This is a genomic window from Corynebacterium sp. 212_CJEI, from assembly GCF_001055915.1.
GTDB classification, from domain to species: domain Bacteria; phylum Actinomycetota; class Actinomycetes; order Mycobacteriales; family Mycobacteriaceae; genus Corynebacterium; species Corynebacterium jeikeium_D.
In genome coordinates this window covers 16700-41767 of the sequence record NZ_JVPT01000055.1, presented here as the reverse complement: position 1 = coordinate 41767, position 25068 = coordinate 16700, and the positions used below count along the sequence as shown (strand labels likewise).

Sequence of the window (25068 nt, the reverse complement as noted above, 5' to 3'; positions counted from 1 at the left end):
GGGTTAAGTAAAGAAAAGTGTGTCTTTTCCGGGCGTGTTGCGGTTATTTGATCCAGCCTTTTTGGATGCCGAGGTTGTGTTGGTAGCTGGTGTCGATGGCGGTGTCGTATTCTGCTGGTGCACCGATGTCATTGGTAGTGGCTGTGGTGTTGTGGGTGATCAGGTCTGTTGCTGTGGAAAGTGCGTCTTGACCCCATCGTTGGTCCCTGGCGATCTTGACCGGATCGTCAGGGACTTCTGTATGTAGATACAGCCACCAATCCATCACTGTGCGTTGATGCGGTAGTGATAGTCCGCGGTGTCTGCGGGCTAGTTCTTTTATGGGGGCGTTGATGCCACCTTCGAGGCTGTTTGTTGTTGCTGCAAGGTTGTCGGGGTCGATGGTTGTTGGTGGGGGTTGCAGGTAGGTAAACAGCAGGTCTCTGCGGTGCAGAGATAGCAATGATTGATAGGCCGCTCGGACGCGTTGGTGGGTGTAGACCTTGGTGTAGGCGCCGGTAGCAGGGTCTTTGATGGTGGTTTTCTCGTTCATCCATTCCCGGTAGGTGTGGTCGAATTCGTGCAGGTGGGCGACCCATGTGGATGCTTGGTCAAGGTCGGTGATGCGAGTGAGTTTCAGGGCTAGGCGGTAGAGGGTTTTGCCGGCATCGGTGCGGGGGTTGCTGGTGGTGTGGCGGCGGACTGTTCGTTGGGCGTGGACGAGGCAGCGTTGGATGCGTGTTGTTGGCCAGCAGTGGTGGATGGCTGATTGGGCACCTTGTCCGCCGTCTGTGACTGCGATTAGTGGTGCGGCAATGGGGCGTAGGAGTTCGGTGTAGGCGGCGGTGGTTTCGTGTCTGGCCCAGGTCCAGTTGATGACGTGGGTTTTACTGGCTGCGATCAGGAGGCATCCGGACTTTAGATAGGTCGCGTCGAGGAAGATTTGGTCATGGATGCGGAATGAGTCGATGGTGGGTGTGGGGATGATCCACCAGCACCATCGGAATCGGTGGTGCATGGTTTGCCTGGTTACGCCATGGTGTGCGGCGAAGGTGGTTAGAGATTGGGTGCCGGTGGCCCATTGGATGAACAAAGCCATGGTGGCGGTGTTTTTGTTGTGGGTTTGGGTGTTGCGGGTAAAGGAGTGTCCGCAGTGGGTGCAGCGCCAACGGGTGGTTGATTTGCTGGTGGTGCCGTTTTTCTTTGTGTTGTTGCCGCATAGTGGGCAGCTGGGGCGGTTGGTGGTCATCCTTTAATCCAACCGGTGTGCGGTTAGCACAAATGTGGCCGGAGGTGCGGGATGGTGTGGGTAATAGCTTTCGGGGAGCTATTCTTTGGTGATTTGTGGTGTGTGGTCTGGGGTTATGGTGGCATGCGGACACACTTTTCTTTACTTAACCCTTTTCTGGCACTTATGCGCGCGGTATTGGCTCTGCCTGCGCTCATATCGATGAGCTATTCACTTGTGGCCAGGCTATAGCTCATCGATATGTGAATACCTCATCGACAAGTGAATACCGCCCACGAGCCACCCATGAGCCCGTCCACCCGCAAGCCGCCCACGATCCACCCACGAGCCACCCGCACCCGAATCCCCAAAACCCCAAACCCCAGCGCCTCAATATTCGAAGCATCTCAAACTCGCAATATCCGACTAACGGTCTAGACTGTGGAACCATGATTCGTACTGAGTCCATTCTTGACCTCGCTACCGTAGCCTCGGGGCAGTCCCACGCCGACGCCCTACAGGGCTCCATCGATTTGGCGCAGACAGCGGAAAAGGCTGGTTATCAGCGTATTTGGTACGCAGAGCACCACAATATGAACTCCATCGCGTCCTCGTCGCCGGCAGTTCTTATCGCAGCCGTGGCTGCAAAAACCGAGAGCATCACCCTCGGCTCCGGCGGCGTCATGCTGCCGAATCATGCACCGCTGACGGTCGCGGAACAGTTCGGCACGCTCGCGAATCTGTACCCGGATCGCATCGAGCTGGGGCTTGGTCGTGCGCCGGGCACGGACCAGGCCACTATGCGCGCCCTGCGGCGTGACCCGCGTTCGTCCGATTCCTTCCCGCAGGATGTGCAGGAGCTGCGCGGTTACCTCTCCGACGAGTCGCTGATCAAGGGCATCAACGCAATTCCGGGTCGCGGCACCCATGTGCCGCTGTACATCCTGGGCTCCTCGCTCTTTGGTGCTCAACTCGCAGCGGCGCTCGGCTTGCCGTACGCGTTTGCTTCGCACTTCGCTCCGGACGCGCTTCGCGATGCCATCGCGGTCTACCGCGAGCAGTTCCAGCCTTCTGAGCAGCTGGATAAGCCGTACGCTTTTGCGGCCATGAATGTGATTGCGTCGGAAAGCGAAGAGGACGCGCAGCAGCAGTACTTCGCTACCCGCAGGAACATGGTCGGGCGGTTCCTGAGTCGCGGTGGGCATCACCTCACTGACGATGAGGCGGAGGTTCTGATGGATACTCCGCAGGGGCGCCAGGTGCAGAATATGTTCCGTCACACGGCAGTCGGCACGGTGGCGCAGGTGCGTGAGCAGATTGCGCAGTTCGGTGAGTACTCGACGGCGGATGAGCTGATTGTGGCTCATCAATCGCTGAAGGTTCCTGACCGGCTGCGTTCGGTGGAGCTCACCGCAGAGGCCGCGGGGTTGACCGCGTAAGGCTCCAGGCCCCGACCCCCGAGGCGCGCGGCCTTAAACTGACCCGCTTACTTCACTGCAGCCAGCGGCAGCGACTTTTCGCTGGCAAGCTGCATGATTTCGGCGTTGGTGCGCTCGCGGAGGAAATCCGCAAGCTCCTCGCGGTTGCTCGCGCGTGTGGCCTCGGTCAGGGCGGCGGCAAAGTGCGGCTCCAGCGCTGCCACGGCCACGTAGCCGTCGGCGCTGGGGTAGAGGCCGTACGTCCACAGGCCGCCACCGAGTAGTCCGCCGGGCGCCGTCATGCCGTACTTCAGCGGCGCGGCACCGGCCTCGCCCGCCTGCTTCAGGCCAATGCGACAGTGCAGTCCAGGCTGCTTTACGACGTCTGCACCCGCACCCGCCCGCTTAATCAACCCGGCAAGGGCAGCGGTGACCGCAAAGTGTGCACCCAGGATGTCGCCCAACAACACCGACGGCATGGCTGGAGGCGTGAGAGTTCCGGCCTCCGCCTGGTAGGTCAGGTCATGGCCAGGTGTTTCTGGAGCTTTGGTATCACCGACAATGTCGATATGCACCGGCCCATTCGGGCGCTCGTGGAGACCCGCCAGCCCCATGCGTTCCAGCGCGGAGGGGCGAACCGAGGTGATGACCACATCGGCCTCATCAATCAGCGAGCTCAGCTGTGCGCGGCCCTCATCGCTCTTCAGATCCGCCTGGATAATCTCGTGACCTGCGGACATAGCTTCATACCAGGGGCGGCCGAAGGAACCGAGCGGGTCGCCTGTGGGTGGTTCGACCTTAATCACCCGGGCGCCTAGCTGGCCCAAGTGCTGAGCGGCCAGTGGTCCCGGAACGTTAATGGCGAAGTTGACGACAGTGATGCCGGCGAGGCTGGTGTGCAGCTCGGGGGAAAACATAGTTCCACACTAGAACACATCTACCTGGCCGCCGACGCTTTCGGCCAACTTCAACTGGTTGATCCAGTCGCCCTCGCCGACGCGCAGTCGGAAAATCGGGCGGTGAGCGGGGCGGGCCTCGTAGCGGACACGGGCAATCTGACCGGTTTTGGCCAGGTCCATAGCGGTTCCCTCGGTGGCCAACTGGGTGCGCGCGGCGGTGAGGCGCTCGATGACGTCGTCAAGCGCGGCGAGCACGGGTTCGGTGTTGTTCTCACACCAGGACATGACCATGTCGGGAGCAGCGGCGGCGACGCGGGTGCAGTCGCGGAAAGAGCCGGCCGCCAGCGAAATGGCCAGAGGGCCACCGGCTTCACCGGCGGCGGCAATTGCGTAGGCTGCCAGGTGTGGCATGTGGGAGATGCGGGCGACGCTGGCATCGTGGTGGTCGCTCAGCGCTGGAATGAGCTGACTGCCAAGAGCTGCTCCCAAGTTGGCGACCTGCGAAAAGACCTCAATCCAGCGCTCCGGGACGGGCTTGCCCGCAGCGTCGGCAGCAGCTGCTAGGTCGTAGGTGATGACCCAGGGGGCGCCGTCGAAAAGCCCTTCGAGCGTGGCGGACCAGCCCGCCTGCGCGGACCCCGCCATTGGGTGCGCGCCGACGAAGCGTTCCTCCATCCCGCGAGCGGAGACCTCGGCGGCGACGGCCGCCTTCACGGAGACCACATCCGTAATGCCACAGCTGGGGGCGTGCTCGTTGATGGCGTCGAGCATCGTGCCGACGACTGTCATGGGGGTGCCGATCACGATGAGCGCGCGGCTAGCCTCAGCACGTTCGAGCGTGGCCTGAAGATCTGTACTGGCGTCGAATCCCTCCTTCGTGGCTTCCTCGACCGTTGCGGACGAGCGATTCCAACCGAAGCATTCGACATTATGAGCCCGCAGATCGCGCATCATGGAGCCACCGATGAGGCCCAAACCGAGGATGCATACGGCGGGTAGTTGTGCAGCTGACAGGAAGGACGAAGCAGGGGAGGGGGACTCGAAATTGCTCACCTGACAAGCATGACATACAGCGACTAGCGTTGTGGGTTATGAGCACGACCTTTTCCGGAGGGTACACCTCCGATGACGACCGCTCCTTCGCGGTTGCCGTAACTATGGGGGAGCGCGGTTGGCGCGTCGTCGACCTCGGGGACGACGCCACCGATTCGCTCGCTGACGCCGCACAGGCGCTGCGCAATCTGCGTTCGGAACGCGCTGCTGTCGGAATGCTCAATATCGACGACGACTACTTCATTCTCGTGCGCCAGGGAGTTGGGTCGCTGCGCGTAGTGCTTTCCGACGCTACCGCTGCCGTGACCGATGACATTGCGGCAGATGTGTTCGACGAGCTGGATCTGGATATCCCCGACCTCGACGAGGACGAGCTCGACGATGTCGATGCCTGGGCTGAGGGGGACATGGATATCCTCGCTGACCTGGGCTGTTCGGAGGAAGCCCTGGAGTCCATCTGTGACGATCAGTCGCTGTGGGCGTCCGAGCAGCTTCTGGCCATCGCTGAGGAGTTGGGGTGTGCCGAGGAGCTAGCCGATGTCGCCGACCTGGATTACGACGGCGACGATGACGACTACGACCCCTATGACGACTAACCCTGACAAAGGTCACCTGACCGAGCGGCCAAGCGCGCTACCCCGTCGAAAACAGGACACTCTCGACGAAGAGTGGATGCGCCTGGCTATTGCCGAAGCTGCTCACACGGCACCCGGGGATGTGCCGGTGGGAGCCGTGGTCGTGGATGCCGAGGGCAAGGTTGTAGGCCGGGGTTCAAACCGTCGGGAAGCTGATGGTGACCCGCTTGCCCACGCCGAAGTCATTGCGTTGCGCGAGGCCACCCGCGCTGTTGGTGACGGCTGGCGGCTGGAGCAGTGCACGTTGGTCGTGACGCTGGAGCCGTGCGTGATGTGCGCCGGCGCGTGCGTCATGGGGCGCGTGGGGCGCGTGGTCTTCGGCGCGTGGTCGCCCAAGACCGGCGCGTGCGGCTCTATCGCCGATGTCATCCGCGATCCCGCCCACGCATTCACGCCGCAGGTGCGCGGGGGTGTGCTTGCCGACGAATGCTCCGTTTACCTGCGGGAATTCTTCGAACGGCAACGGCAGTTGGAAGCGTGAGCGGGGTCACAGTTAGGTCACAATTCCCGTCGTGGCCGTGACGAGCCTTCATTTTCACGTACCGTCGGAACTAGTGGAGCTGCTAGACGGTGGCTCTAGAGAATAGATAAGTCGTTTACATAGGAGGCTTACATAATGAGCGAGCTGCAGAACAAGGCCGACGAGTTGGGCGGCAAGGTTAAGGAAGCTGCCGGCAACGCCGTTGGCAACGACGACCTGGCAAACCAGGGCAAGGGCGAGCAGGCTGCTTCGAAGGTCAAGCAGGGTGCTGAGGACCTGAAGGACAAGGCCACTGAGACCCTGGGCAAGCTGACTGACAAGTAAAGCGCTTAGTTCTCGGGTAGAGATAACCCCAACCGTCTCCGCGTCTGATACGCGGAGGCGGTTGGGTTCTTTGTGTTTCGATGGCCGGCTGCCAGCGTTGGGGCTGGCTACAGCTTCTGGGCCACCAGGTCATCCAGTGGTTCGGCGGACAGCAGGTACGGGGCGATCTCGAAGACGGTACGGGCACCGGTCTCGCCAGCCTGCTTCAGGCGGTAGGCAGCGCGACCGTAGGCAACCTGGACAGCTGCGGTGAAGTCGGGGTTGCGATCCAGGTCGAGGCCGAACTCGATGACGTGACCGGACGTACCGGCCTGGCCGCGGGTAATGACCTGGCCACCGTGCGGCATGCCCTGGTGATCGCGGTCGAACTCCTCCTCGGAGATGAAGTCCACGATGGTCTCGTAAGGGGCAAAGTAATCCGGCATGGTCACGATGGTTTCGCGGATCTGCTCCTTGAGCTTGGCGTCCTCGTCGGCGTTGCCGGTCTCTTCAGCGACGACGAAACAGTGGCGCAGGTGGCATTCGTTGCCCTTCAGGTCTGCGCCCTCGCCCTTCTTTACGGCCTCGATAGCTTCCGGGTTCGGCTTGGTGTACTGGACACCCTTCTTCACTCCCGGCACACGACGCACGGCATCGGAGTGACCCTGCGACAGACCCGGTCCCCAGAAGGTCATCTGGTCTGCGCCCGGCAGGATAGCAGCGCCCAGGACGCGGTTCAGGGAGAACAGGCCCGGATCCCAGCCGGTCGAGATCATGGCGATGTTGTCACCTTCGCGGGCGGCGGCGTCCATGGCCGCGCGGTGCTTCGGAATCTCGTGGTGGTTGTCGTAGGTGTCGACCGTCGTAAAGTTCTTTGCCAGCTCAGGAGCCTGCTCCGGGACATCGGTGGCCGAGCCGAGGCACACGAACAGTACGTCTACCTCATCCTTGTACTTTTCGACATCCGCCGCCGGGAGTACGCGGGCCTCAGTGTCCAGCGAATCGCGACGGGAGAAAACGCCGACGAGTTCCATGTCCGGCTGGTCAGCGATGACCTTTTCGACGCTGCGGCCCAAATTGCCGTAGCCGATGATGGCGGAACGAATCATGAGGGAGAACCCTTTCTGTGTGGCTGTACTTCTGTGTTTAAGTTTCTAGATTTCAAGCTACAGACTATTCCTTCATATCTCAGCGGGCGTTGGCCACCCCGAATAGCGCGGTGGAGGGTTGAGGGGCTTGGGGGACGCGGGTTGAAGTGCGCCGTGAACTGCTTGGCGAAGGCCTGGCTACTCTGACCTGGGGATTTGGTAGATAAAGGGGCTACCTGTAACGTTTTCTAGCGGTGACGTGTCCGAGCGGCCGAAGGTGAAGCACTCGAAATGCTTTGTGCGGTAACCCCGTACCGAGGGTTCAAATCCCTCCGTCACCGCCAATAAAACCCCCGGTGGTTCCTTTAAATAGGAGCCCCGGGGGTTTTGCATTTAATCGGCCCTGATTGTCTGGGTGTGGTGGAGGTGTGGGAGGTGTCCGTCGTAAAGCGGCAAATGGTGAGGCACCCGACCTGGAGCGCCTAAATCACAAAAATAACATCAGTAACACACACCCCATTGTTCACGTTTATCCGGGAAGTCCGCTACTCTTAGCAAAAGTATTTCCGGTTTTTATGTCGTGCCCGCCCTCAATGACCATGTCAGCGCCAGAGTTGATGTTGGCCAATCCGGGGTGGTCGCTAGCATCGGAGTAGCGAAGAGGCTTCAAACTGCAGGTGGAGTCCGAGGGAGTGCTTGGTTAGCGCGAACTTGGGGAAGCTGCAGTTGGGGCGGTCCAGGCGAATATTAGACGTAAGGGAAACTTGACATGGCAAAGGCCTTGTTCAAACTCGGCAGGTTCTCCTACCTGCATAAATGGACTGTGATCATCGCGTGGTTCCTGATTTTGGCGGGGCTGGGCGGTGCAGTTGCCGCATTCCAGAAGGGATTCATCGACCAGTTCTCGATCCCCGGCATGCCGTCGGCAACGGCTTCGCACGTGATTGAGGAAAAGTTCCCCGATGTTCCGAACCCAATTCGAGAGCAGCGTATCTATGTCGCCTTCGAGGCCCCGGAGGGGCAGAGGCTCGATGACCCACAGAATAAAGAAGCTGTTGACCAGGTCATTAACGGCATCCGCGACAATGTCGGCCAAATCTCCGATGATTTGCAACTTCACAACCCGGTAGACCTCAATCCGAAGATGCAGGCGATGGTCAAGGAACAGGGCATGGCCGCCGGCCTGCCCAAGGATGTTGCCGAGGCCGATGCCAATGCCCTGCGTACCGTGTCCGATGACGGTCGCTACGGTATTTCCACCTTCGTTTTCGACGCCAAGATGCCGCAGGACATCGAACCGGAGAATATGCAGGCGCTTCTCGACGCAATGCAGGCCGGTCGTGACGCCGGTATCAAGGTCGAGGCCTCTGGCCCGGGCATGCAGCCCGCGATTGAGGTAGCTCCGACCTCGGAGATTATCGGTGTGACCGTGGCATTTATCGTGCTGGTTGTCACCTTCGGATCTCTGGTCGCTTCGTTCCTGCCTATTGTGACGGCGGTAGTGGGCATTATCATCGGTGTCTTCGGCGTGACATTGATGACCGCATTCACCGACGTCAACTCGATTACCCCGGTACTTGCCGTCATGTTCGGCCTGGCTGTCGGTATTGACTACGCACTGTTCATCCTCTCTCGCTACAGGGCAGAAAGAGCCCGAGGGATGACCAACGAAGACGCCATCGGCATGGCTACCGGTACGGCTGGCTCCGCTGTGGTTTTCGCCGGCCTCACCGTGATTGTCGCTTTGGCAGCGCTGACGGTCGCCAAGGTGCCGTTCATGTCTCTGATGGGTATTTCGGCGGCAATTACGGTGGCCTTCACAGTGCTGGTCTCTCTGACCCTGCTGCCGGCAGTTATGTCTCTGCTGGGCGACAAGGTCTTCGCTGGTCGCGTGCCCGGTGTTGCTGGCAACCCCTCGCGTAACCCGCGCAAGGAACGTCGCTCTTCCTTCTTCGGTGAGATGACGATGGGGCGACGTTGGGTCACTTTCGTGCACAAGGCCCCAGGGTTGTTCCTGGTCGGCTGTATCGTCTTGCTGTTGGCATTGGCCTACCCGGCCATGCACTTGAAGCTGGCGCTGCCGTCCGACTCTACTGCGGCTAAGGACAGCACGAACCGCAAGGCCATCACCATGATTGAAGAGGGCTTCGGTGCGGGACGTAACTCTCAGCTCATCATTATTGCCAAGTCGGACGATGTGAAGCCCGATGCACCGGTGCTCAAACCACTTATCGAGTCCCTGAGACAGACCAACCCGGAACTCTCTGACATCGAGGCCGCCCGCAAGGCTTCCTATAGTTACGCTGTCGACCAGTTCAAATCCAACGTCGGTGTCGAGCACATCCAGATGATTGGCATGAATCATGACGGCACTGCGGTCAAGATGATTATGACCCCGAAGTCGGGTCCACTCGATCCTGCGACCAAGCAGCTGATGAACGCGGTGCGCGATCAGCAGAAGCAGATTGAGCAGACCACCGGCCTATTCACCGGTGTCACTGGTCTGGTTCCTATTGAAATTGACATCACCGACCGCCTCCAGGGCGCAATGCCGCTCTACTTGGGCGTTGTCGTGGGTCTGGCAGTGATCCTGCTGCTGATGATTTTCCGTTCCCTGATGGTGCCGTTGACTGCGGGTGTGGGCTTCTTGCTCTCTGTCGCAGCCGCATTCGGTGTCACAGTGGCATTTTTCCAGGACGGCCTCTGGGGCGTGATTAGCACTCCGGGTCCGCTGGTCAGCTTTGTGCCAATCTTCCTCATCGGCGTGACGTTCGGTTTGGCCATGGACTATCAGGTCTTCCTGGTTTCCCGCATGCGCGAGCATTACACCCACAACAAGGGTGAATCCTCACCAGAGTCGAAGTACAACGCGGTCGAAGAATCGGTCGTTGAGGGCTTTACTCTCGGCGCTCGTGTGGTCACTGCCGCTGCGATTATTATGATCTCCGTCTTCGCGGCTTTCGCCGGGCAGCCCCTGGCGATTATTAAGGTATTCGGCTTCGCGCTGGGTGCCGCAGTGCTTTTCGACGCCTTCGTTATTCGCATGACCTTCATCCCGGCATCCATGTTCCTGCTTGGCCGCGCTACGTGGTACATGCCGAAGTGGCTGGACAAGGTGTTGCCTTCTGTGGATGTCGAAGGCTCTGCCCTGGAAGAGGTTTCCGAGGAGCTGGTGGAGAAGGGCCGCCGCGAGCGTATGGCTCGCGGTGAGTCCCTGTTGCCCGAAAGCGAAGGTGCTGGGCGTGGCTTTGGCGACACGGACGCTGACGAGGACGAAACAGACAGTGCCGATGGTGAAGTTGGTGCTGGTGCAGCCGCTGCGGCGGGCGCGGCGGGCGCGGCGGGCGCAGCAGGTGGTACCGCTGTGGCGGTTGCGACCAAGAAGCGTAACCGCTGGATTCCGAAGCGGAAGAAGGCAAAGCTGAAGGAGCTCGAACCCGCTGACCAGTCCGAGCATGCCGAACAGTCCGCGCGCACTGAGCAGGCCGAACTGTCCGCTCCGACGGCGCCAGCTGAGCCAGAGCAGCCGGCACAGCCAGAGCAGGCGGAGCAGGCAGAGTCGACCGAACCGACCGAACAGCTCATGCAGCCCGAACCAGCTGAATCAACCGACGCCCAGCCGAACCCGGAAAATGCCAAGGACATCGAGGTCCGCCCGTACTACAGCCCGGCTCGTAAGCGGAAGAAGATCACGGTTGCGGAACTGATGAGGCGCGAAGGACTCGAAGAGGAAGCGCCACGTCGTAGCCGCGCCGTGTGGGACCCGGAAAACGCGGCCCAACCCGAGGAAAACGACAGCGCTGAGTAACTCGCGAATAGCGCCCAGGTAACCTCAAGGCATTAGCACTGGACCACAACCAAGGAGCTTCATGTCGCAGTCGAGGACGACGGGCTTTGACGTCGTAAAGCAAATCGAAGGCGCGCGCGGACGTGCTGGCACCATCCACACCCCGCATGGCGATATTGCTACGCCGGCGTTCATTCCGGTCGGCACGAAGGCGACCGTGAAGACGCTCACGCCAGAGCAGGTGCGGTCCACGGGCGCGCAGGCGATGCTGTCGAACGCATACCACCTGTACCTGCAGCCCGGCGAGGAGATCGTCGACCAGGCCGGCGGGTTGGCAAAGTTCTCCAACTGGAACGGCCCGACATACACCGACTCCGGCGGATTCCAGGTGCTCAGCCTCGGCGCGGGCTTTAAAAAGACCCTCGCGATGGACGTCACCGGCATGCAGAAAGACGACATCGTCGCCGAGGGCAAAGAGCGCAACGCGTTCGTCGACGAGGACGGCGTGACTTTCCGCTCGCACATCGATGGCTCCGAGCACCGCTTCACGCCGGAGGTGTCCATGCGTATTCAGCACGCGCTGGGCGCCGACATCATGATGGCGTTCGACGAGCTCACCACGCTGATGAACACCCGCGGCTACCAGGAGGCATCCGTCGAGCGCACGCACCGCTGGGCGCGCCGTTGCCTGGAGGCTCACAACGAGCTGACGATTTCGCGCGGTCAGGTCGATGCGCATGTTCATTCGCTTGACGACGACCAGTTGCCCATCCAGCAGTTATTCGGTGTCGTGCAGGGTGCGCAGTACGAAGACCTGCGCCGCAAGGCCGCCCGCGGGCTGGTGGAGCTCTCCCGCGAGTTCGAGGATGCCGGCCAGCTCGGCTTCCACGGCTATGGCATTGGTGGGGCGATTGAGAAGCAGAACCTGGGCCTGATCTGCGGTTGGGTCAACGACGAGCTTCCCGACGACCGCGCCCGCCACCTGCTGGGGATTTCCGAGCCGGACGATATTTTCGCCGCTGTCGAGGCCGGTGCCGACACCTTTGACTGCGTGGCTCCGACCAGGCTTGCCCGCCGTGGTGGTGTGTACACGCTCGATGGCCGGATGACCTTGACGAATGCCCGCTTCAAGAACGACTTCCGCCCCGTGGATGCGGAGGTGCCCTCCTACACTTCGCTGAATTATTCCCGGGCCTACCTGCATCATCTGTTGAAGGCCAAGGAGTACCTGGCTGGCACGCTGTGCACGATTCACAACCTGTTTTTCATGGTGCAGCTGGTGGAGAACATTCGCGCTGCGATCCTGGAGGACCGGTTCTTCGAGTATCGCGATGAGTTCATGGGCCGCTACTACGCCAACGGTGGTCGTGCGGTGGGGAATTAGGGGCCGGCTGGGCTGGGGCTAGGCTTCTGCCTTTTCGCACTTCACGACAGCCATGTCACCTCGTGCCATCTGTGGAGGTGGCATGAGGTGACACCAGTGGCGTGAAGTGGCAGGGAACACCCGAATCAGTCCAGTGGCGTGAAGTGGCGGCTGGGCGGGCCCGGGGGAAGCCCAAAACTAGACCTAGCTCTACTGCGCGAGGCAGTCTCAACCGGCATCATGGAGGACATGATCACGGTTGAACGACTCAGCAAGAAGTACGGTTCGAAATTAGCCGTCGATGACCTGTCCTTCACCGTTCCCGACGGTGTAGTGACAGGTTTTCTCGGCCCAAATGGCTCCGGCAAGTCCACCACCATGCGCTGCATGCTGGGCCTCGATACCCCGACCACGGGCCAGGCCTTGTTCACCGGGACGGATTCCCAGGGCAACACCTACAGCAACCAGCCCTTTTCCACGCTGAAGAATAAGCCCAGCATCGCCGGTGCAATTCTGGATGCCGGTTGGCACAACAAGGCTCGTTCGGGCCGCGCTCATCTGCGGGCCCTCGCCCGCGGCGCCGGCATCCCCGACACCCGCGTGGAAGAGTGCCTTGAGCAGGTCGGCATGACCGAGGCGGCGAAGGACAAGGTCGGCGGCTACTCGCTGGGCATGAAGCAGCGTCTGGGAGTGGCAGCGGCTCTGCTCGGCAAGCCGCAGCATCTGATTTTGGATGAGCCGGTCAACGGCCTGGACCCCGAAGGCGTCTCGTGGATGCGCCACACCATCAAGGCGCTGGCCGCACAGGGCTGCGCTGTCCTCGTGTCGTCGCACCTCCTTTCCGAGATGCAGCTCACCGCCGACCGCATCGTCGTCATCGGCCGCGGTCGCATGATCGGCGAGTACAGCATGGATGAATTCCTTTCCGACGGCACGGTCATCGAAGTTGAAGTCGATGACCCCGCTCGGCTGCTGCAGGCGTTAGGGCCGGTCGCGCGTGGGGTTGACGTCGATAAGCAATTGCGCATTCCGCTTTACGACGGCATCAGCGAGCAGCAACTCCGCCGCGACATTGCGGCCGCTGCTCTGCGTGAGGGGCTGTTGGTGACGCGGTTGCACACGAAGCGCGACAACCTGGAGGAAAAGTTCCTGGCTGCGACCCAGGAATCGCAGGAATACCGCGCGCAGGCGATTGGGCAGTAGGGGAGTGACTGAGATGAGTTTTGGAAACGCTTTGCGGTCGGAGTGGACGAAGCTAGCCAGCCTGCGTGGCACGTGGGTGTATGTGGTGTTGTTGGTGGGCTCGATAGCTGGGCCGATGGCGGCTTTCAGCATGGCGGCGGACGCTGGTGCAACCGCTGATTGGGAATTGCTGCTGTTGGGGACCGTGATCTTCAACATGATCGTGATTGCCTTTGGTGGCTCCACCCTGGCGGGTGAGTACAACGATCAGATGAATGCGCATGCGTTCTTGACGCAGGACCGAAGGAGCCTGTGGCTTTCGGCACGGATGACGCTGACCCTTGTGCTGATTGCTGTCTGTTGGGTCATTGGTGTGGCGCTTGCTTGGCTATCGGTGACGGTTTCCCCGCGCGTGGAGTTCAAGGGCGGCGACGCTGCCACGGACATGCTCGCCGGAGTGCTTGGCTTTGTAGTGTTTGGACTAATCGCGATGTCGCTGGGAGTGCTGACGCGCTCGCGCGTGGCCGCTGTCGCTATTCCGCTGGTGTGGATTCTGGTGGTGGAAAGCATGCTGGAGTTCGCGGCGCTGGCGTATGCGATTTTCCGGCCATTGTGGCTGGTCACGCCGGGTGCACGCATTCAGCAGTTGTCGACGCAATTGGGCGGTCTGATGGCAAATCCGGAGAATCCACGCATCGGGTTTGAGGCCGGCATGACGCAGCCGATGTGGTTCAACATCGTGGTGCTGGTGGCCTGGATTGTTGTGGCTGTTGGCGTTGCTCATTGGGTCAATGCCAAACGGGATGTGAAGTAAAAGCAAAAAGTGCCGCGACTACTCGCTTCTCAGGCGAGGTCGCGGCACTTTTTTCGTCGTTAAGCGGGAACGCGCGTGTCGTAGTAGCCTTCGCGGCGCTTGACCCACGCGATGACGGCGTAGGTGACTGGCATGACTACAATCTCGACGGCGGTCTTCCAGATGAAGCCGACGATGACGTAGTTGACGAAGGTACCCCAGGTATCGATGCCGATAGCGGTGGCGGCGATGGAGCAGAAGATGAGCGTATCGACGAACTCGCCAACCACAGTCGAGCCCATCAGTCGCGCCCAGAGAGCCTTTTCACCAGTGCGCTTCTTAATGGCGTTGAGCGACCAGGCGTTGAGCAGCTGACCGACGACATAACCGGCCAGACCTGCGAGAACAAGCTGCGGGACGGTGCCCAGCACAGTGGCGAAGGCTTCCTGATTCTCGTACCACGGTGCCGCCGGGAGCTTGATGGCGGCAAAGAAGCAGAGCATTGCGCCGGCGAGGATGGCGAAACCGGTCCACACGGTGCGGCGGGTGGCTTTGTAGCCATAGCACTCGGAAAGCACGTCGCCGATGACGTAGCTCAAGGGGAAGAGGAAGAAGGCACCGTCGGTGGCCAGGCCGAAGATTTCCACGCCCTTGGTGGCGGTGATGTTGGAGACAATCAGCACGCCAATGAAAATGGCCGTGAACATCGGGTACAGCGATTTCGGTACCGGGATGTGGCGTGGCGTGGTTGCTGTGGATTCGGACTTAGTTGCGTTCTCGGGCGCGTGCGAGGTGCTCACAGCGGCAGTCTCGGCGTTGCCCGGCCCAGACTTGGGCAGGTTTTCGTTATTTGTCACGGGAGGGAATGTTACCTGCCGCTCAGGGCTCCAAGCGAGTGCCGATGAAGTCTTCGAGGCCGACTCTGCCTCTCATCCTCTAACTCCTGTGGGTTTGAGTCCGCAGGAGTTAGAGGATGAGCGGGTTTAATTATTTGTTTTCTTAGCTCCACGCTTACTGCGCATTCCGTTAACAATAAATGTAAAACAGCTTACAATCAGGCTGGCAAGAGCGATTAAGCAGTAGAGCAGCGCGCGATCTGTCTTTGCCGTAATAGCTGCTGTACTCATAACGGCAGTCTGGTTAGCTAGTTTGCTCAATGTGTACATCCCATTTGCGATGCCCAGGAGACAGAGGAGGCTCACGACTAGTCCGATAATGGAAATCGATGCTAGCCAATTTACGCGCAAACGTGATGACATTGTTCTCCTCTAAAAGATCCGCTTACAAAAAGTCACGCATACATTAACCCTTGATTTTATTGAGAGGTCATGAATGCCTTTCGAGTAATAGATGAATTTCCTCCAAGATGATTTGAATTATTCAACCGGAGATCTTTCCCCAAGATTTCAACTATCATCTTGGGGTCTCGCTAACATATTCCTGTGACCAGTTCCCAACGGTTGACTAATTCCACTTTACCCACCGGCCGCTACGCCCCTTCGCCGACCGGTCGGCTGCACCTGGGAAACCTGCGCACCGCGGTTCTCGCCTGGGCGCACGCCCGCGCGCAGGGCGGTCGCTTCATCGTGCGTATCGAAGATATCGACCGCCAGCGCTCCCGCCCCGAGTATGAGGCGCAGCAGCTCGCCGATCTCGAGGCCATCGGCATAGACTGGGATGGCGCCCCGGTCCGCCAGTCAGAACGCTCTGACCTGTATGAATCCGCGCTCGCCGACCTCACGCAACGCGGCCTGACTTATCCCTGCTTCTGCACGCGCCGTGAAATCCTCGCCGCCTCCTCCGCGCCGCATGGCGTGCCAGGGCAGTATCCCGGCACGTGCCGTTCGCTTGACGACGAGCACCTCTCCGCGAAAAAGGCCGAATTTGCGGCGGCGGGGAGAAGGCCGTCGATACGCCTGAAATCGCAGGTGAGTGAGGGGGCCGCGACCGATGAGCTGTATGGCGAGATTGCCGCTCCGATCGATGACTTTGTCCTTCAGCGTGCCGATGGCATGTGGGCCTACAACCTCGCGGTCGTCGTCGATGATGCCGAGCAGGGTATCACTGAAGTCGTGCGTGGTGATGACCTGATGTCCTCCGCCCCGCGCCAGACGTACTTGGCTGGTCTTTTGGGGTATGCGGCGCCTTCGTTCGTGCACGTGCCACTGGTGGTGAACTCTAAGGGGCGCCGATTGTCCAAGCGGGATGGCGACGTGACTCTCGGCGAGGTGTCCGTGGGTGCAGCGCAGCGGTGGATTCTGGATTCGCTCGGTGGCGGTGTTGGTAGCGATGGTGGCGATGGTAGCGACGGTGGCGATAGTGGCGCAGAACTCGGCTCCATTGCCGACCTCCCTGAAGCCCTGCGTGCGGGTCTGGAAATTCCTCGCGGACAGGTGATTTTCTAGGGCCCGCCGAGAACTACGGCTAGTGCATACGTTAGGGGCAAGAGTGCGAATGCAACTAGTGCCGCTACGATTGTCAAACCGTTTGACCGGGCTTTTAGCGCTGTTAGGAAGCTGATTAGGCCGAATCCGAAGACGCCGACAGCGAGGGGTATTGTCCAGGCATCGGAGAGTGCAGTGCTGACGAAAAACAGTCCAATGTAGCAAGTCAGGGCTAAGAGGAGTGCGGCAGCTGCGAAATTGCGGAAGCGATTCATGGTACGAGGCCTAGGACTCCGCTAGAGGATCTTTGCCACCTAATTTCATTTCGAAGCGCTTGTAATCCTCGAGGGAAGCGAAGTGGCGAGAATAGATGTCGATGTCTGTATCGACGCGACCGTAAAGAGCGGGGGCGACATCTACGATGTGGCGCAACGTGACAGATCCTCCCGAGTGGGAAGGCTCTTCTGGGGCTGATTCATTTTCGTGGGCTAATGCTTCGACCTGCGCGTATGCGGCGCTATCAGAATCGGCAAAGACAATGTATAAGTCCTCACGGAAGAAGCTCTCATTCGCCGAGGTTGAATCTCTTTGCTTTGTTAACTCAAAAACTGCAATTCCGATGTATGGTTCCATCTATTTTTCCGTTCTTCGATTGCCGCCTAGTTCAGTACGAATTTGAGGCTTTCTTACTGGACGCCACGTTTACTCGAATTGATAAACATTGGATTGTTGCTGAAACCTGCGCTTACCCTATCACTGCCGATACCCTCGGGGCATGCCTACTCTTCTAGTCGTCCACCATTCCCCGACCCCGCTTCTGCAGGAAGTCTTAAGCCATGCGCTCGAGGGGGCCAACGACCCCGCGCTAGAGGGCGTGGATGTCAAGGTCGTCGAGGCCCTCGACGCCACCATCGATGACCTGACCAGCGCCGACGCTATCCTGCTCGGTACCTCCGCCAACTTTGGATACATCTCCGGCGCGCTCAAGCACTTCTTCGACACCACCTTCCGGGAGGCGCAGGAAGCCACTAAGGGGCTGCCATTTTCCTACTGGATCCGCGGCGGCTTCGACACCACCGGCGCGGAAAACGCCATGAAAACCATCACGACCGGCTACAAGTGGGAGCTTGCGGCCGAGCCCGTCGTGTTTGTCGGTTCGCTTGACGACGACATCCCCGACCGCCTGGTGAATCTCGGTGGCACCATGGCTGCCCAAATTTTGGGCTGATTGAAGATTTAGTATCGAGGCCGTGAAATAATGGCCGGGTGAAAGATTCAGGGGCACAAGGGTCGCAAGTGACGTCGTCAAGCGAGAAAAACCGCAAGCCCATGATGAGTCTGCTGGGGCCTGCGTTTGTGGCGGCGATTGCCTACGTGGACCCCGGAAATGTGGCTGCGAACCTGTCTGCGGGCGCGAGCTACGGGTATCTGCTGCTGTGGGTGCTGGTCGTGTCCAACCTCATGGCGATGGTTGTGCAGTACCTGTCAGCGAAGTATGGCCTGGTGACGGGGCGGTCGCTGACCGAAGGCGTTGCCGACCGCTTCGGTTCGAACCGGCCGGGGCGGCTGGCGTACTGGGTGCAGGCCGAGATTGTGGCGGCAGCGACGGATGTGGCGGAAATTATTGGTGGTGCCACCGCGCTGTACCTGCTCTTCGGAACGCCGATGCTACTCGGTGGCGTCATCGTCGGTGCGGTCTCGCTGGGGCTGTTGCTGCTGCAGGGTGGGCGTTCGCAACGCACTTTTGAAGGCGTAATTGTGGCGTTCCTGCTGGTCATTACGGTGGGATTCCTGGCCGGACTGTTTGTCACGGGCTTGAGCCTCGGGGAGATGGCCAGCGGAATTCTGCCGCGCTTCCAGGGCGCGCACACTGTGGTGCTGGCGGCATCCATGCTGGGTGCGACCGTGATGCCGCATGCGGTCTACCTACACTCCGGGCTGGTGCGCGACCGCGAGTACAAGGTGGAGGATGACTCCTCGCTGCGCCAGCACCTGCGGGCCACGCGCCTCGATGTCTTCGGCGCCCTCGTGCTGGCTGGGTCGGTGAATATCGGCATGCTGTGTCTCGCGGCCGAAGCACTTCCGGGAGTGGAGGGGACTGACTCCATCGAAGGTGCTCACGCCGCCGTGACCAGCGTGCTTGGTCCCGTGGTGGGCGTGCTCTTCGGTGTTGGGCTGTTGGCCTCCGGGCTGGCGTCGTCCTCTGTCGGTTGCTACGCCGGTGACCTGATTATGCGCGACCTGCTGAAGGTGCGTGTGCCACTGCTGGTGCGCCGAATAGTCACCATCATTCCGGCGCTGCTCATTATCGCCAGCGGCGTGGAGCCGACGTGGGCGCTGGTGCTCAGTCAGGTGGTGCTGTCGATTGGCATCCCGTTTGCGCTGGTCCCGCTGGTGCGCATGACCTCCTCGCGTGCCGAGATGGGCATCTGGGCCAACACCCCACTACTGCGCCGGGTCGCGTGGGTTATCTGCGGGCTCATCATCGCGCTCAACGTGGCGCTGGTGGTCCTGGTGCTGACGGGGAAGGGGTAGCTTCCGGGAGGGGGAGGTGGGGGCCTCGTCGTAAAGCGTGCGGGAGATGGTAGACAAAGCTGTCTAGTTGGTGTTAGGGTGGGCGGCACGATCACAAGATATCGACGAGAAATGGCCTTTGACAGCGTCGATAGGCAACCGCCCGATTCGCGGACCCGGTGCCCCAAAGGAAGATCAGCCCCACAGACCGCCTGCGGGGAAGAGCGAATAGGAGCGCCAAATGCACACCTCAATAAGCGACGTCCACATCATCCACCTCAGCCGTCACACCGCTGACCTTCTCGTCGACGGCCGACCCGTCGCCATCCGACTGCAAGAAGTCGACATCGACCCCCACTCCCGGAATCTCGTCCAACTACCCGTCGACCCCGCCTTCTACGCCACCCTCCGCGGCCAACAACGCGCCGACTACCTCAGCGCCCACGTCCGCGACGGCGTGCGCTACGGCCGCATCCTCTGGCACGAGCTTGACGACGGTCGCCACTTCCTCACCATCCCCACCATCGGCGGCTACCACGTGCACCAGGTCTTTGAAGTCCGCCGCAGCCGCGAAGGAGTGTGGAGCCGGCACTGAGCTGCTGGTTTCGTGCGCGTGCCTGGCGTGATGAGCGCGGCGCGGATGCGCGCGGGAACCTCTCCGCCTAGCCTTGGGCTATGCAGGTACGAGACTCCGCAACACCCCCGTTCTGGCCCACCGAAGGCGAAGGCGACTTCTACACCGACGCCGCCGCAGCCGTCGACCGGCTCACCGAAATCCACCGGGCAGGAATGGCCTACCTAGTCGAGCAGTACACCGCCGCTACCGAAGGAAATTCCGGGAGTGGGCCGGTGCGCGCCTACTACCCCGAACTACGCTTCACCGTCCCGGCCGGCAGCGCCGTCGAGGATGTCGACCCCTCCCTGTCACACGGCTTCGTCGACCGTCCGGGAGTGTATGCCACCACCATCACCCGCCCGGTGATGTTCCGCACCTACCTCATCGAGCAAATTACCGACCTGCTCGCCAACCACGGCGGCGAAGTCGAGGTGCGCGTCTCCGACCAGCCCATCCCACTCCGGATGTGCCGCGGATTCGACGCGGCCGCCGAGGAAGCGGCGGGGAGGGAAGGGGCGTCGGCAAGCATGCTGGCGGCAGTGGAGAAGACGTTTNCCCCCATCGACTCCGCCAGCATCGACGACACCATCGCCGACGGCGAAGCCGACTACCTGGGCCTGCTCATCAAGCCTTTGAGCCTCTTTACCGCCCAGCGCATCGACCTCGCCCTCCAGCGCCTCGAGCACTACACCGGGTCGCACGCCGCAAACATCCAGCGCTTCGTGCTATTTACCAACTACCAGCTGCACACCGACGTGTTCCTCGAATACGCCGCCACCCTCACTCCCGGAAATCCGCACGGGTACACGGCGCTGGCGTGCCCGGGTGGGCAGCGCTACGACATCGGCGCCATCCCCACTCCCGGAATTTGCCGTCAGCACGCGCACGCCTCGCAGATGCCGGCGTACCACCTGCTTCGCGACGACAAATGCGGCATCACCATCATCGACATCGGCGTCGGCCCCTCCAACGCCAAGACCATCACCGACTGTCTCGCCGTCACGCGTCCGCACTGCTGGATGATGGTCGGACACTGCGCCGGCCTCGACGGCCGCATGCGCATCGGCGACATGATTCTCGCCAACGGCTACGACCGCGCCGACGGAGTCCTCGACAACTACGTGCCCCTGGAAAAGCCCATCCCGCCGATTGCGGAAATTCAGCTCGCCGTCACCAATGCACTCGCCCGCGTCTCCGGACTCACCGGCGATGAGCTGAAAAAGCGCCTGCGCACCGGCACCGTACTGTCGACCTCCGACCGCAACTGGGAGTGGCGCTCCCAGGCCGACCTCTACCGGGAGCTGCAGAAATCCACCGCCATCGGCGTCGAAATGGAATCCGCCACCATCGCCGCCAACGGCTACCGCTTCCGCGTGCCCTACGGCGCGCTGCTCAGCGTCTCCGACATGCCGCTGCACGACAAACCCAAACTCCCGAAATCTGCCCGCGAGTTCTACCAATCCTCCAAGGAAGAGCACCTCATGGCCGCCGTGCGCGCGTGCGAGGACATGGCCGCGGCTCCCGACACCCTCCACTCCCGGAAGTTACGTCGGCCGGTGGGAGAGGTCGCGTTCCGGTAGGGCACTTTCGGGAGTGCGTCGTCAAGCCCGTTTGTGCAGATTGTGCATGCTTTACGATGGCTGTGGACAACGCCAAAAAGCGATTGAAGCCGCCCACTCCCGGAAACTAGCCTTAGCCCCATGACGACATTGGGACTGCTCAGCGCGCTGGCGACACGGGGTATTGACGTGCTCGCCGACCTGCGCGCCGCACTCCCGGAAAAATCCACCGGGCACCGGGAGTTGGCAGCCAGCATCGGCTTCGACCCCTTCCGCCTCAAGCGCCTGCTGCGCTGTGCCGAGCGGCTGTTCGGCACGGTCGAGGGCGATATGGATGTCGAATCCCGCGACAAAGCCGTCGCGATCGCCCGGGAGCTGAAGCTGTCGCTGGACACGGTCATGCAGATCGACAAGCGCTCCGGGCAACTCAACAACGTCGAAATCCGGGAGTACTACCGCCTGGACTTCACCCGCGCCGCCGCAGCATACGACTTCGAGGGCCTCGACACCTACATGCGCACCAAGGTCAAGGAGCTCAACCGCACCGACGAGCCGCCGCAGCACCTGCGCGCCCACGTCTCCCGGAATCCGGACATCCGCGGGATGAAGCATCTGCAGGTCACCGGTCCGGCGAACATGATTGACGACCTGGTCGCGCCGCTGACCGTGCGCGCAGCTGAAATCGCCAAAGCGCACGAGGATTACACCCGGGATCGGTGTGTCGGTCAGGCGCTGGCAGAACGCTTGGCACACGGGGCGGAGGGGCCGCTTGACGACGTCGACAAGCTCCGTTACCAGCCCGCGCTCATCGTAACCGCGCAAGACATCGTGGAGTACAGCCCGCGGTTTGCGGCGACCTCCAACGGCTCCGTCCTCACTCCCGGACAATTCGTCGAGGCATTGCTCGCGGACACCGGCTGGGTGCTGGTCTACGACGAGCACAACACGCCGACCGACCTACTCCCGATACACAACCCGCGCCTGGCGACGGAGGAACAGCGCATCGCGATGATCCTCGACAACCCCATCTGCGCGTGGCCCGGGTGCCCGCGCCCCGCCCACGCTGGGCAGGCCCATCACCTGGTCGCCAGGAAAAACGGCGGCGCCACGACTATGGAAAACATGGTCATGACCTGCAAAGAACACAACGCCGCCAACGATGACGACAGGCAAGGCCTCAACGGGCACCTCGAGCGTGACGACGGCTCCGGCGCGGTCTACCGCCACCCGCCGTCTCCGCACGCGCCGCCCGAATTCAACCTTGCCTTCCCGACAGCTCTCGCGGGGCGGGCCTACTCGGGCTACCGTCAGCGCGAATAGCTTTACAGATATACCCATAGGGGGTATATATTGGGGTATGGCTAATCAAACTTTTACTGTTACTGGCATGACATGCGGACACTGCGAGGCATCGGTGCGGGAGGAAGTCTCTGAACTCCCGGGAATCACTGATGTCCAGGTTGACCGCTCCCGGAATTTCCTTTCCGTGACCTCGGATGCAGACATTGACACCGCTGCCGTAATCGCAGCAGTGGATGAAGCTGGCTACAAGGCGGTCGCAAACTAAACCCCCAAAGAGGAAAGCGGATGTCTGAGCAGCAACTTCTCACCCTTGATATCCCCGTCGGCGGGATGACGTGTGCGTCGTGCGCAAACCGTATCCAACGCAAGCTGAACAAACTTGATGGCGTTAACGCGAGCGTGAACTATGCGACCGAGAAGGCGCATGTGGAGGCGCCGGCGGACATCAACCCGCAGCAACTGATCGACACAATCGTGGCAGCGGGGTACACCGCTGAGCTTCCGCAGGAGGAGCCCGAACAGGAACCGGGTGCTGCTCCCGAAGGGAAAGACCGGGAGCTGGAAGACCTGCGCAACCGAGTCATCGGCGCTGTCATCCTCACTGCTCCCGTCATCGCAATGTCGATGATTCCTGCCCTCCAGTTCACTAATTGGCAGTGGCTGTGTCTCACGCTCTCGGCGCCGGTCTTTGTGTGGGCCGGCTGGCCGTTCCACCGCGCGACACTGAAGAATCTGCGTCATGGCGAGGTCACCATGGACACGCTAATCACTATGGGGACGACCGCTTCGTTCCTCTGGAGTGTGTGGGCGTTGTTCTTCGGGCGTGCCGGGCTGCCGGGGCTCAAGCACGAGTTCCACTTCACGGTCACTCCTGGTGATGCCGATATGAACATCTACCTCGAGGCGATGGCCGGCATCATCATGTTTGTGCTGATTGGTCGTTACTTCGAGAAGCGCTCCAAGCGCAACGCCGGTCAGGCACTCCGGGAGTTGATGAAGCTTGGCGCCAAGGATGTCTCCGTTCTCGAAAGTTCGGGAGTGGAGAAGCGGCTGCCCGTGGAACAGCTCCGTCCGGGAGTGGTGTTCGTCGTTAGGCCTGGTGAGAAGATCGCGACGGACGGCGTTGTCGTGGAGGGCGCGTCGGCGGTGGATGCGTCGATGCTGACCGGCGAACCGATGCCTGTCGAGGTCGGCCCTGGCGATGAGGTGACGGGGGCGACGATCAATACGTCTGGGCGGCTGCTCGTGCGGGCGACGCGCGTGGGCTCGGAGACGCAGTTGGCGCAGATGGCGGCGATGGTCGAGGCGGCGCAGACGGGTAAGGCGCCGGTGCAGCGGCTGGCGGATCGGGTTTCGGGAGTGTTCGTGCCCGCCGTCATCGCGATCGCCGCGGTCACGCTCGGCGCGTGGTTGTTTACGGGGCACGGCGCGAGTGAGGCGGTCACGGCCGCGGTCGCCGTGCTCATCATCGCGTGCCCGTGTGCGCTTGGCTTAGCGACGCCCACAGCGCTCCTGGTCGGCACGAGTGAAGGTGCCAAGGTTGGTGTGCTGCTGCGTGGCCCGGAGGTGCTGGAGTCGGCGCGGAAGGTCGACACGGTTGTGCTGGATAAGACCGGCACGGTGACTACGGGTGTGATGGAGGTGACGGAGGTCCCTCCCACTCCCGAAAATCTGCTGCCACTTGCCGCTTCGGTGGAAGCGGCGTCGCACCACCCGATTGCGCAGGCGATTGTGCGCGCGGCGGATCCGGATTCTCTACTCCCGGTTTCTGATTTCCGGGATATTCCGGGAGTGGGGGTTGAGGGCACCGTAGACGGCCACCGCATCGAGGTCGGCCGCTCCGGGGAAAATTCCGGGAGTGGGGGGACGGTGGTTGCGGTGCGCCGCGACGGCGAGCTCCTGGGCACGTTGGAGGTGTCGGATTCGGTGAAGCCGACGTCGGCGGCTGCGGTCGCGAAATTCCGGGAGTGGGGGGTGCGGCCGATTCTGCTGACCGGCGACGCCGCCGGCCCGGCGTTTCGGGTCGCAGATGAGGTCGGTATTGCTCGCGAGGATGTGATTTCGGGAGTGATGCCGGAGGATAAGGTCGCGACGATTGAGAAGTTGCAGGCTGGCGGCGCGTGTGTGGCGATGGTCGGCGATGGCATCAATGATGCTGCGGCTCTTGCGCAGGCGGATTTGGGCATGGCGATGGGCACGGGCACCGATGTGGCGATGGAGGCTGCGGATATCACGCTGGTGCGTGGTGATCTGTTGGCGGCTGCGGATGCGCTGCGGTTGTCACGCCGGACGCTCCGCACAATCCGTTCGAATCTTTTTTGGGCGTTTTTCTATAACGTTTTGGCAATTCCTGTCGCCGCGCTGGGGTTGTTGAATCCGATGTTGGCTGGCGCTGCGATGGCGTTTTCGTCGGTTTTTGTGGTCGGCAACAGTCTGCGTCTGCGCGGTTTTTCTCCGAGTCAACTAGATAACCAAAAGGAGTAA

At 61.2% G+C, this 25068-nt stretch carries 23 protein-coding genes, 1 tRNA gene and 1 riboswitch; of the genes, 17 read left to right on the top strand and 7 right to left on the bottom strand.

The genetic code is table 11. From position 1 onward, the window contains the following. Positions 1 to 43: 43 nt before the first annotated feature. Complete coding sequence (locus ADB02_RS06840) at positions 44 to 1228, bottom strand: IS256-like element IS3503 family transposase (protein ID WP_011018353.1); 1185 nt, start codon at positions 1226 to 1228, stop codon at positions 44 to 46. A 428-nt stretch (positions 1229 to 1656) separates the two neighbouring features. Here ADB02_RS06840 and ADB02_RS06835 point away from each other — a divergent pair, with 428 nt between their 5' ends. Beyond that, positions 1657 to 2646: an LLM class flavin-dependent oxidoreductase gene (locus ADB02_RS06835; RefSeq protein WP_049190204.1), complete on the top strand. Its 990-nt coding sequence runs from the start codon at positions 1657 to 1659 to the stop codon at positions 2644 to 2646. A gap of 47 nt (positions 2647 to 2693) precedes the next feature. Here the strand turns inward: ADB02_RS06835 and ADB02_RS06830 are convergent, their stop codons facing one another. Beyond that, on the bottom strand, positions 2694 to 3542 hold the full coding sequence (locus tag ADB02_RS06830) for a CoA transferase (protein WP_049190202.1): 849 nt from the start codon (positions 3540 to 3542) through the stop codon (positions 2694 to 2696). A 9-nt stretch (positions 3543 to 3551) separates the two neighbouring features. Next, positions 3552 to 4577, bottom strand: a complete 1026-nt coding sequence (locus ADB02_RS06825) for a prephenate dehydrogenase (protein ID WP_049190201.1) — start codon at positions 4575 to 4577, stop codon at positions 3552 to 3554. A 38-nt stretch (positions 4578 to 4615) separates the two neighbouring features. Between ADB02_RS06825 and ADB02_RS06820 the strand changes: the two genes are divergently transcribed. From ADB02_RS06820 to ADB02_RS06810, 3 genes are all read left to right on the top strand, one after another. Beyond that, a complete protein-coding gene (locus ADB02_RS06820; RefSeq protein WP_005510946.1) occupies positions 4616 to 5173 on the top strand; it encodes a tRNA adenosine deaminase-associated protein in 558 nt (185 codons plus the stop codon). Further along, positions 5163 to 5693, top strand: coding sequence for a tRNA adenosine(34) deaminase TadA (tadA, locus tag ADB02_RS06815; RefSeq protein WP_256379070.1), 531 nt, complete (start codon positions 5163 to 5165; stop codon positions 5691 to 5693). The genes ADB02_RS06820 and tadA overlap by 11 nt, the downstream gene beginning before the upstream one ends. 135 nt (positions 5694 to 5828) lie before the next feature. After that, the gene (locus tag ADB02_RS06810) at positions 5829 to 6017 is read left to right on the top strand and encodes a CsbD family protein (RefSeq protein ID WP_049190198.1); all 189 of its coding nucleotides are present in this window, start codon (positions 5829 to 5831) and stop codon (positions 6015 to 6017) included. 107 nt (positions 6018 to 6124) lie between these two features. On the opposite strand, the gene ADB02_RS06805 is transcribed toward ADB02_RS06810, so the two are convergent. Beyond that, positions 6125 to 7105, bottom strand: coding sequence for a diaminopimelate dehydrogenase (locus tag ADB02_RS06805; protein ID WP_048732160.1), 981 nt, complete (start codon positions 7103 to 7105; stop codon positions 6125 to 6127). Between the two features lie 232 nt (positions 7106 to 7337). Between ADB02_RS06805 and ADB02_RS06800 the strand changes: the two genes are divergently transcribed. The 5 genes from ADB02_RS06800 (at position 7338) to ADB02_RS06780 (ending at position 14230) form a co-directional block, all read left to right on the top strand. Then, a tRNA-Ser gene (locus ADB02_RS06800) sits at positions 7338 to 7428 on the top strand. Positions 7429 to 7853: 425 nt separating this feature from the next. Next, positions 7854 to 10892, top strand: a complete 3039-nt coding sequence (locus ADB02_RS06795; protein ID WP_049190195.1) for an MMPL family transporter — start codon at positions 7854 to 7856, stop codon at positions 10890 to 10892. A gap of 61 nt (positions 10893 to 10953) precedes the next feature. Further along, positions 10954 to 12255, top strand: a complete 1302-nt coding sequence (gene tgt / locus ADB02_RS06790) for a tRNA guanosine(34) transglycosylase Tgt (protein WP_049190192.1) — start codon at positions 10954 to 10956, stop codon at positions 12253 to 12255. A gap of 228 nt (positions 12256 to 12483) precedes the next feature. Further along, positions 12484 to 13437 (top strand): ABC transporter ATP-binding protein, encoded by a 954-nt coding sequence (locus ADB02_RS06785; protein WP_049190213.1) that lies wholly within the window; start codon positions 12484 to 12486, stop codon positions 13435 to 13437. A gap of 13 nt (positions 13438 to 13450) precedes the next feature. Continuing rightward, positions 13451 to 14230: an ABc transport system integral membrane protein gene (locus ADB02_RS06780; RefSeq protein WP_049190211.1), complete on the top strand. Its 780-nt coding sequence runs from the start codon at positions 13451 to 13453 to the stop codon at positions 14228 to 14230. A 59-nt stretch (positions 14231 to 14289) separates the two neighbouring features. On the opposite strand, the gene ADB02_RS06775 is transcribed toward ADB02_RS06780, so the two are convergent. Continuing rightward, positions 14290 to 15066, bottom strand: a complete 777-nt coding sequence (locus ADB02_RS06775; protein WP_049190189.1) for a queuosine precursor transporter — start codon at positions 15064 to 15066, stop codon at positions 14290 to 14292. 126 nt (positions 15067 to 15192) lie between these two features. Beyond that, on the bottom strand, positions 15193 to 15336 hold the full coding sequence (locus ADB02_RS11295) for a hypothetical protein (protein WP_224783815.1): 144 nt from the start codon (positions 15334 to 15336) through the stop codon (positions 15193 to 15195). A gap of 315 nt (positions 15337 to 15651) precedes the next feature. On the opposite strand from ADB02_RS11295, the gene gluQRS reads away from it, so the two are divergent. Beyond that, positions 15652 to 16614, top strand: coding sequence for a tRNA glutamyl-Q(34) synthetase GluQRS (gene gluQRS, locus ADB02_RS06770; protein WP_053087286.1), 963 nt, complete (start codon positions 15652 to 15654; stop codon positions 16612 to 16614). A 264-nt stretch (positions 16615 to 16878) separates the two neighbouring features. Here the strand turns inward: gluQRS and ADB02_RS06760 are convergent, their stop codons facing one another. Continuing rightward, the gene (locus ADB02_RS06760) at positions 16879 to 17226 is read right to left on the bottom strand and encodes a DUF4288 domain-containing protein (RefSeq protein ID WP_049190182.1); all 348 of its coding nucleotides are present in this window, start codon (positions 17224 to 17226) and stop codon (positions 16879 to 16881) included. Between the two features lie 142 nt (positions 17227 to 17368). Between ADB02_RS06760 and ADB02_RS06755 the strand changes: the two genes are divergently transcribed. From ADB02_RS06755 to ADB02_RS06725, 7 genes are all read left to right on the top strand, one after another. Continuing rightward, a complete protein-coding gene (locus ADB02_RS06755; RefSeq protein WP_049190179.1) occupies positions 17369 to 17821 on the top strand; it encodes a flavodoxin family protein in 453 nt (150 codons plus the stop codon). A 38-nt stretch (positions 17822 to 17859) separates the two neighbouring features. Continuing rightward, entirely contained in the window at positions 17860 to 19128 is a 1269-nt protein-coding gene (locus tag ADB02_RS06750) for an Nramp family divalent metal transporter (protein ID WP_305764021.1), read from the top strand. 89 nt (positions 19129 to 19217) lie between these two features. Beyond that, positions 19218 to 19338: riboswitch (SAM riboswitch) on the top strand. 10 nt (positions 19339 to 19348) lie between these two features. Next, complete coding sequence (locus tag ADB02_RS11290; protein ID WP_080969589.1) at positions 19349 to 19702, top strand: hypothetical protein; 354 nt, start codon at positions 19349 to 19351, stop codon at positions 19700 to 19702. A gap of 80 nt (positions 19703 to 19782) precedes the next feature. Further along, positions 19783 to 21303, top strand: a complete 1521-nt coding sequence (locus tag ADB02_RS06740) for an AMP nucleosidase (protein ID WP_049190172.1) — start codon at positions 19783 to 19785, stop codon at positions 21301 to 21303. Positions 21304 to 21423: 120 nt separating this feature from the next. Beyond that, positions 21424 to 22602 (top strand): HNH endonuclease signature motif containing protein, encoded by a 1179-nt coding sequence (locus tag ADB02_RS06735; RefSeq protein WP_049190169.1) that lies wholly within the window; start codon positions 21424 to 21426, stop codon positions 22600 to 22602. A 37-nt stretch (positions 22603 to 22639) separates the two neighbouring features. Next, positions 22640 to 22849 (top strand): heavy-metal-associated domain-containing protein, encoded by a 210-nt coding sequence (locus tag ADB02_RS06730; RefSeq protein ID WP_049172422.1) that lies wholly within the window; start codon positions 22640 to 22642, stop codon positions 22847 to 22849. A gap of 20 nt (positions 22850 to 22869) precedes the next feature. Then, positions 22870 to 25068: a heavy metal translocating P-type ATPase gene (locus tag ADB02_RS06725; RefSeq protein ID WP_049190167.1), complete on the top strand. Its 2199-nt coding sequence runs from the start codon at positions 22870 to 22872 to the stop codon at positions 25066 to 25068.

Coding starts and splice junctions, on each gene's coding strand:
- ADB02_RS06820 (WP_005510946.1), top strand. CDS start 4,616: ATGAGCACGACCTTTTCCGGAGGGTACACCTCCGATGACGACCGCTCC.
- ADB02_RS11295 (WP_224783815.1), bottom strand. CDS start 15,336: ATGAGTACAGCAGCTATTACGGCAAAGACAGATCGCGCGCTGCTCTAC.
- ADB02_RS06810 (WP_049190198.1), top strand. CDS start 5,829: ATGAGCGAGCTGCAGAACAAGGCCGACGAGTTGGGCGGCAAGGTTAAG.
- ADB02_RS11290 (WP_080969589.1), top strand. CDS start 19,349: ATGCACACCTCAATAAGCGACGTCCACATCATCCACCTCAGCCGTCAC.
- ADB02_RS06805 (WP_048732160.1), bottom strand. CDS start 7,105: ATGATTCGTTCCGCCATCATCGGCTACGGCAATTTGGGCCGCAGCGTC.
- ADB02_RS06830 (WP_049190202.1), bottom strand. CDS start 3,542: ATGTTTTCCCCCGAGCTGCACACCAGCCTCGCCGGCATCACTGTCGTC.
- ADB02_RS06780 (WP_049190211.1), top strand. CDS start 13,451: ATGAGTTTTGGAAACGCTTTGCGGTCGGAGTGGACGAAGCTAGCCAGC.
- ADB02_RS06795 (WP_049190195.1), top strand. CDS start 7,854: ATGGCAAAGGCCTTGTTCAAACTCGGCAGGTTCTCCTACCTGCATAAA.
- ADB02_RS06760 (WP_049190182.1), bottom strand. CDS start 17,226: ATGGAACCATACATCGGAATTGCAGTTTTTGAGTTAACAAAGCAAAGA.
- ADB02_RS06835 (WP_049190204.1), top strand. CDS start 1,657: ATGATTCGTACTGAGTCCATTCTTGACCTCGCTACCGTAGCCTCGGGG.
- ADB02_RS06735 (WP_049190169.1), top strand. CDS start 21,424: ATGACGACATTGGGACTGCTCAGCGCGCTGGCGACACGGGGTATTGAC.
- tgt (WP_049190192.1), top strand. CDS start 10,954: ATGTCGCAGTCGAGGACGACGGGCTTTGACGTCGTAAAGCAAATCGAA.
- ADB02_RS06840 (WP_011018353.1), bottom strand. CDS start 1,228: ATGACCACCAACCGCCCCAGCTGCCCACTATGCGGCAACAACACAAAG.
- ADB02_RS06730 (WP_049172422.1), top strand. CDS start 22,640: ATGGCTAATCAAACTTTTACTGTTACTGGCATGACATGCGGACACTGC.
- ADB02_RS06755 (WP_049190179.1), top strand. CDS start 17,369: ATGCCTACTCTTCTAGTCGTCCACCATTCCCCGACCCCGCTTCTGCAG.
- tadA (WP_256379070.1), top strand. CDS start 5,163: ATGACGACTAACCCTGACAAAGGTCACCTGACCGAGCGGCCAAGCGCG.
- ADB02_RS06785 (WP_049190213.1), top strand. CDS start 12,484: ATGATCACGGTTGAACGACTCAGCAAGAAGTACGGTTCGAAATTAGCC.
- ADB02_RS06725 (WP_049190167.1), top strand. CDS start 22,870: ATGTCTGAGCAGCAACTTCTCACCCTTGATATCCCCGTCGGCGGGATG.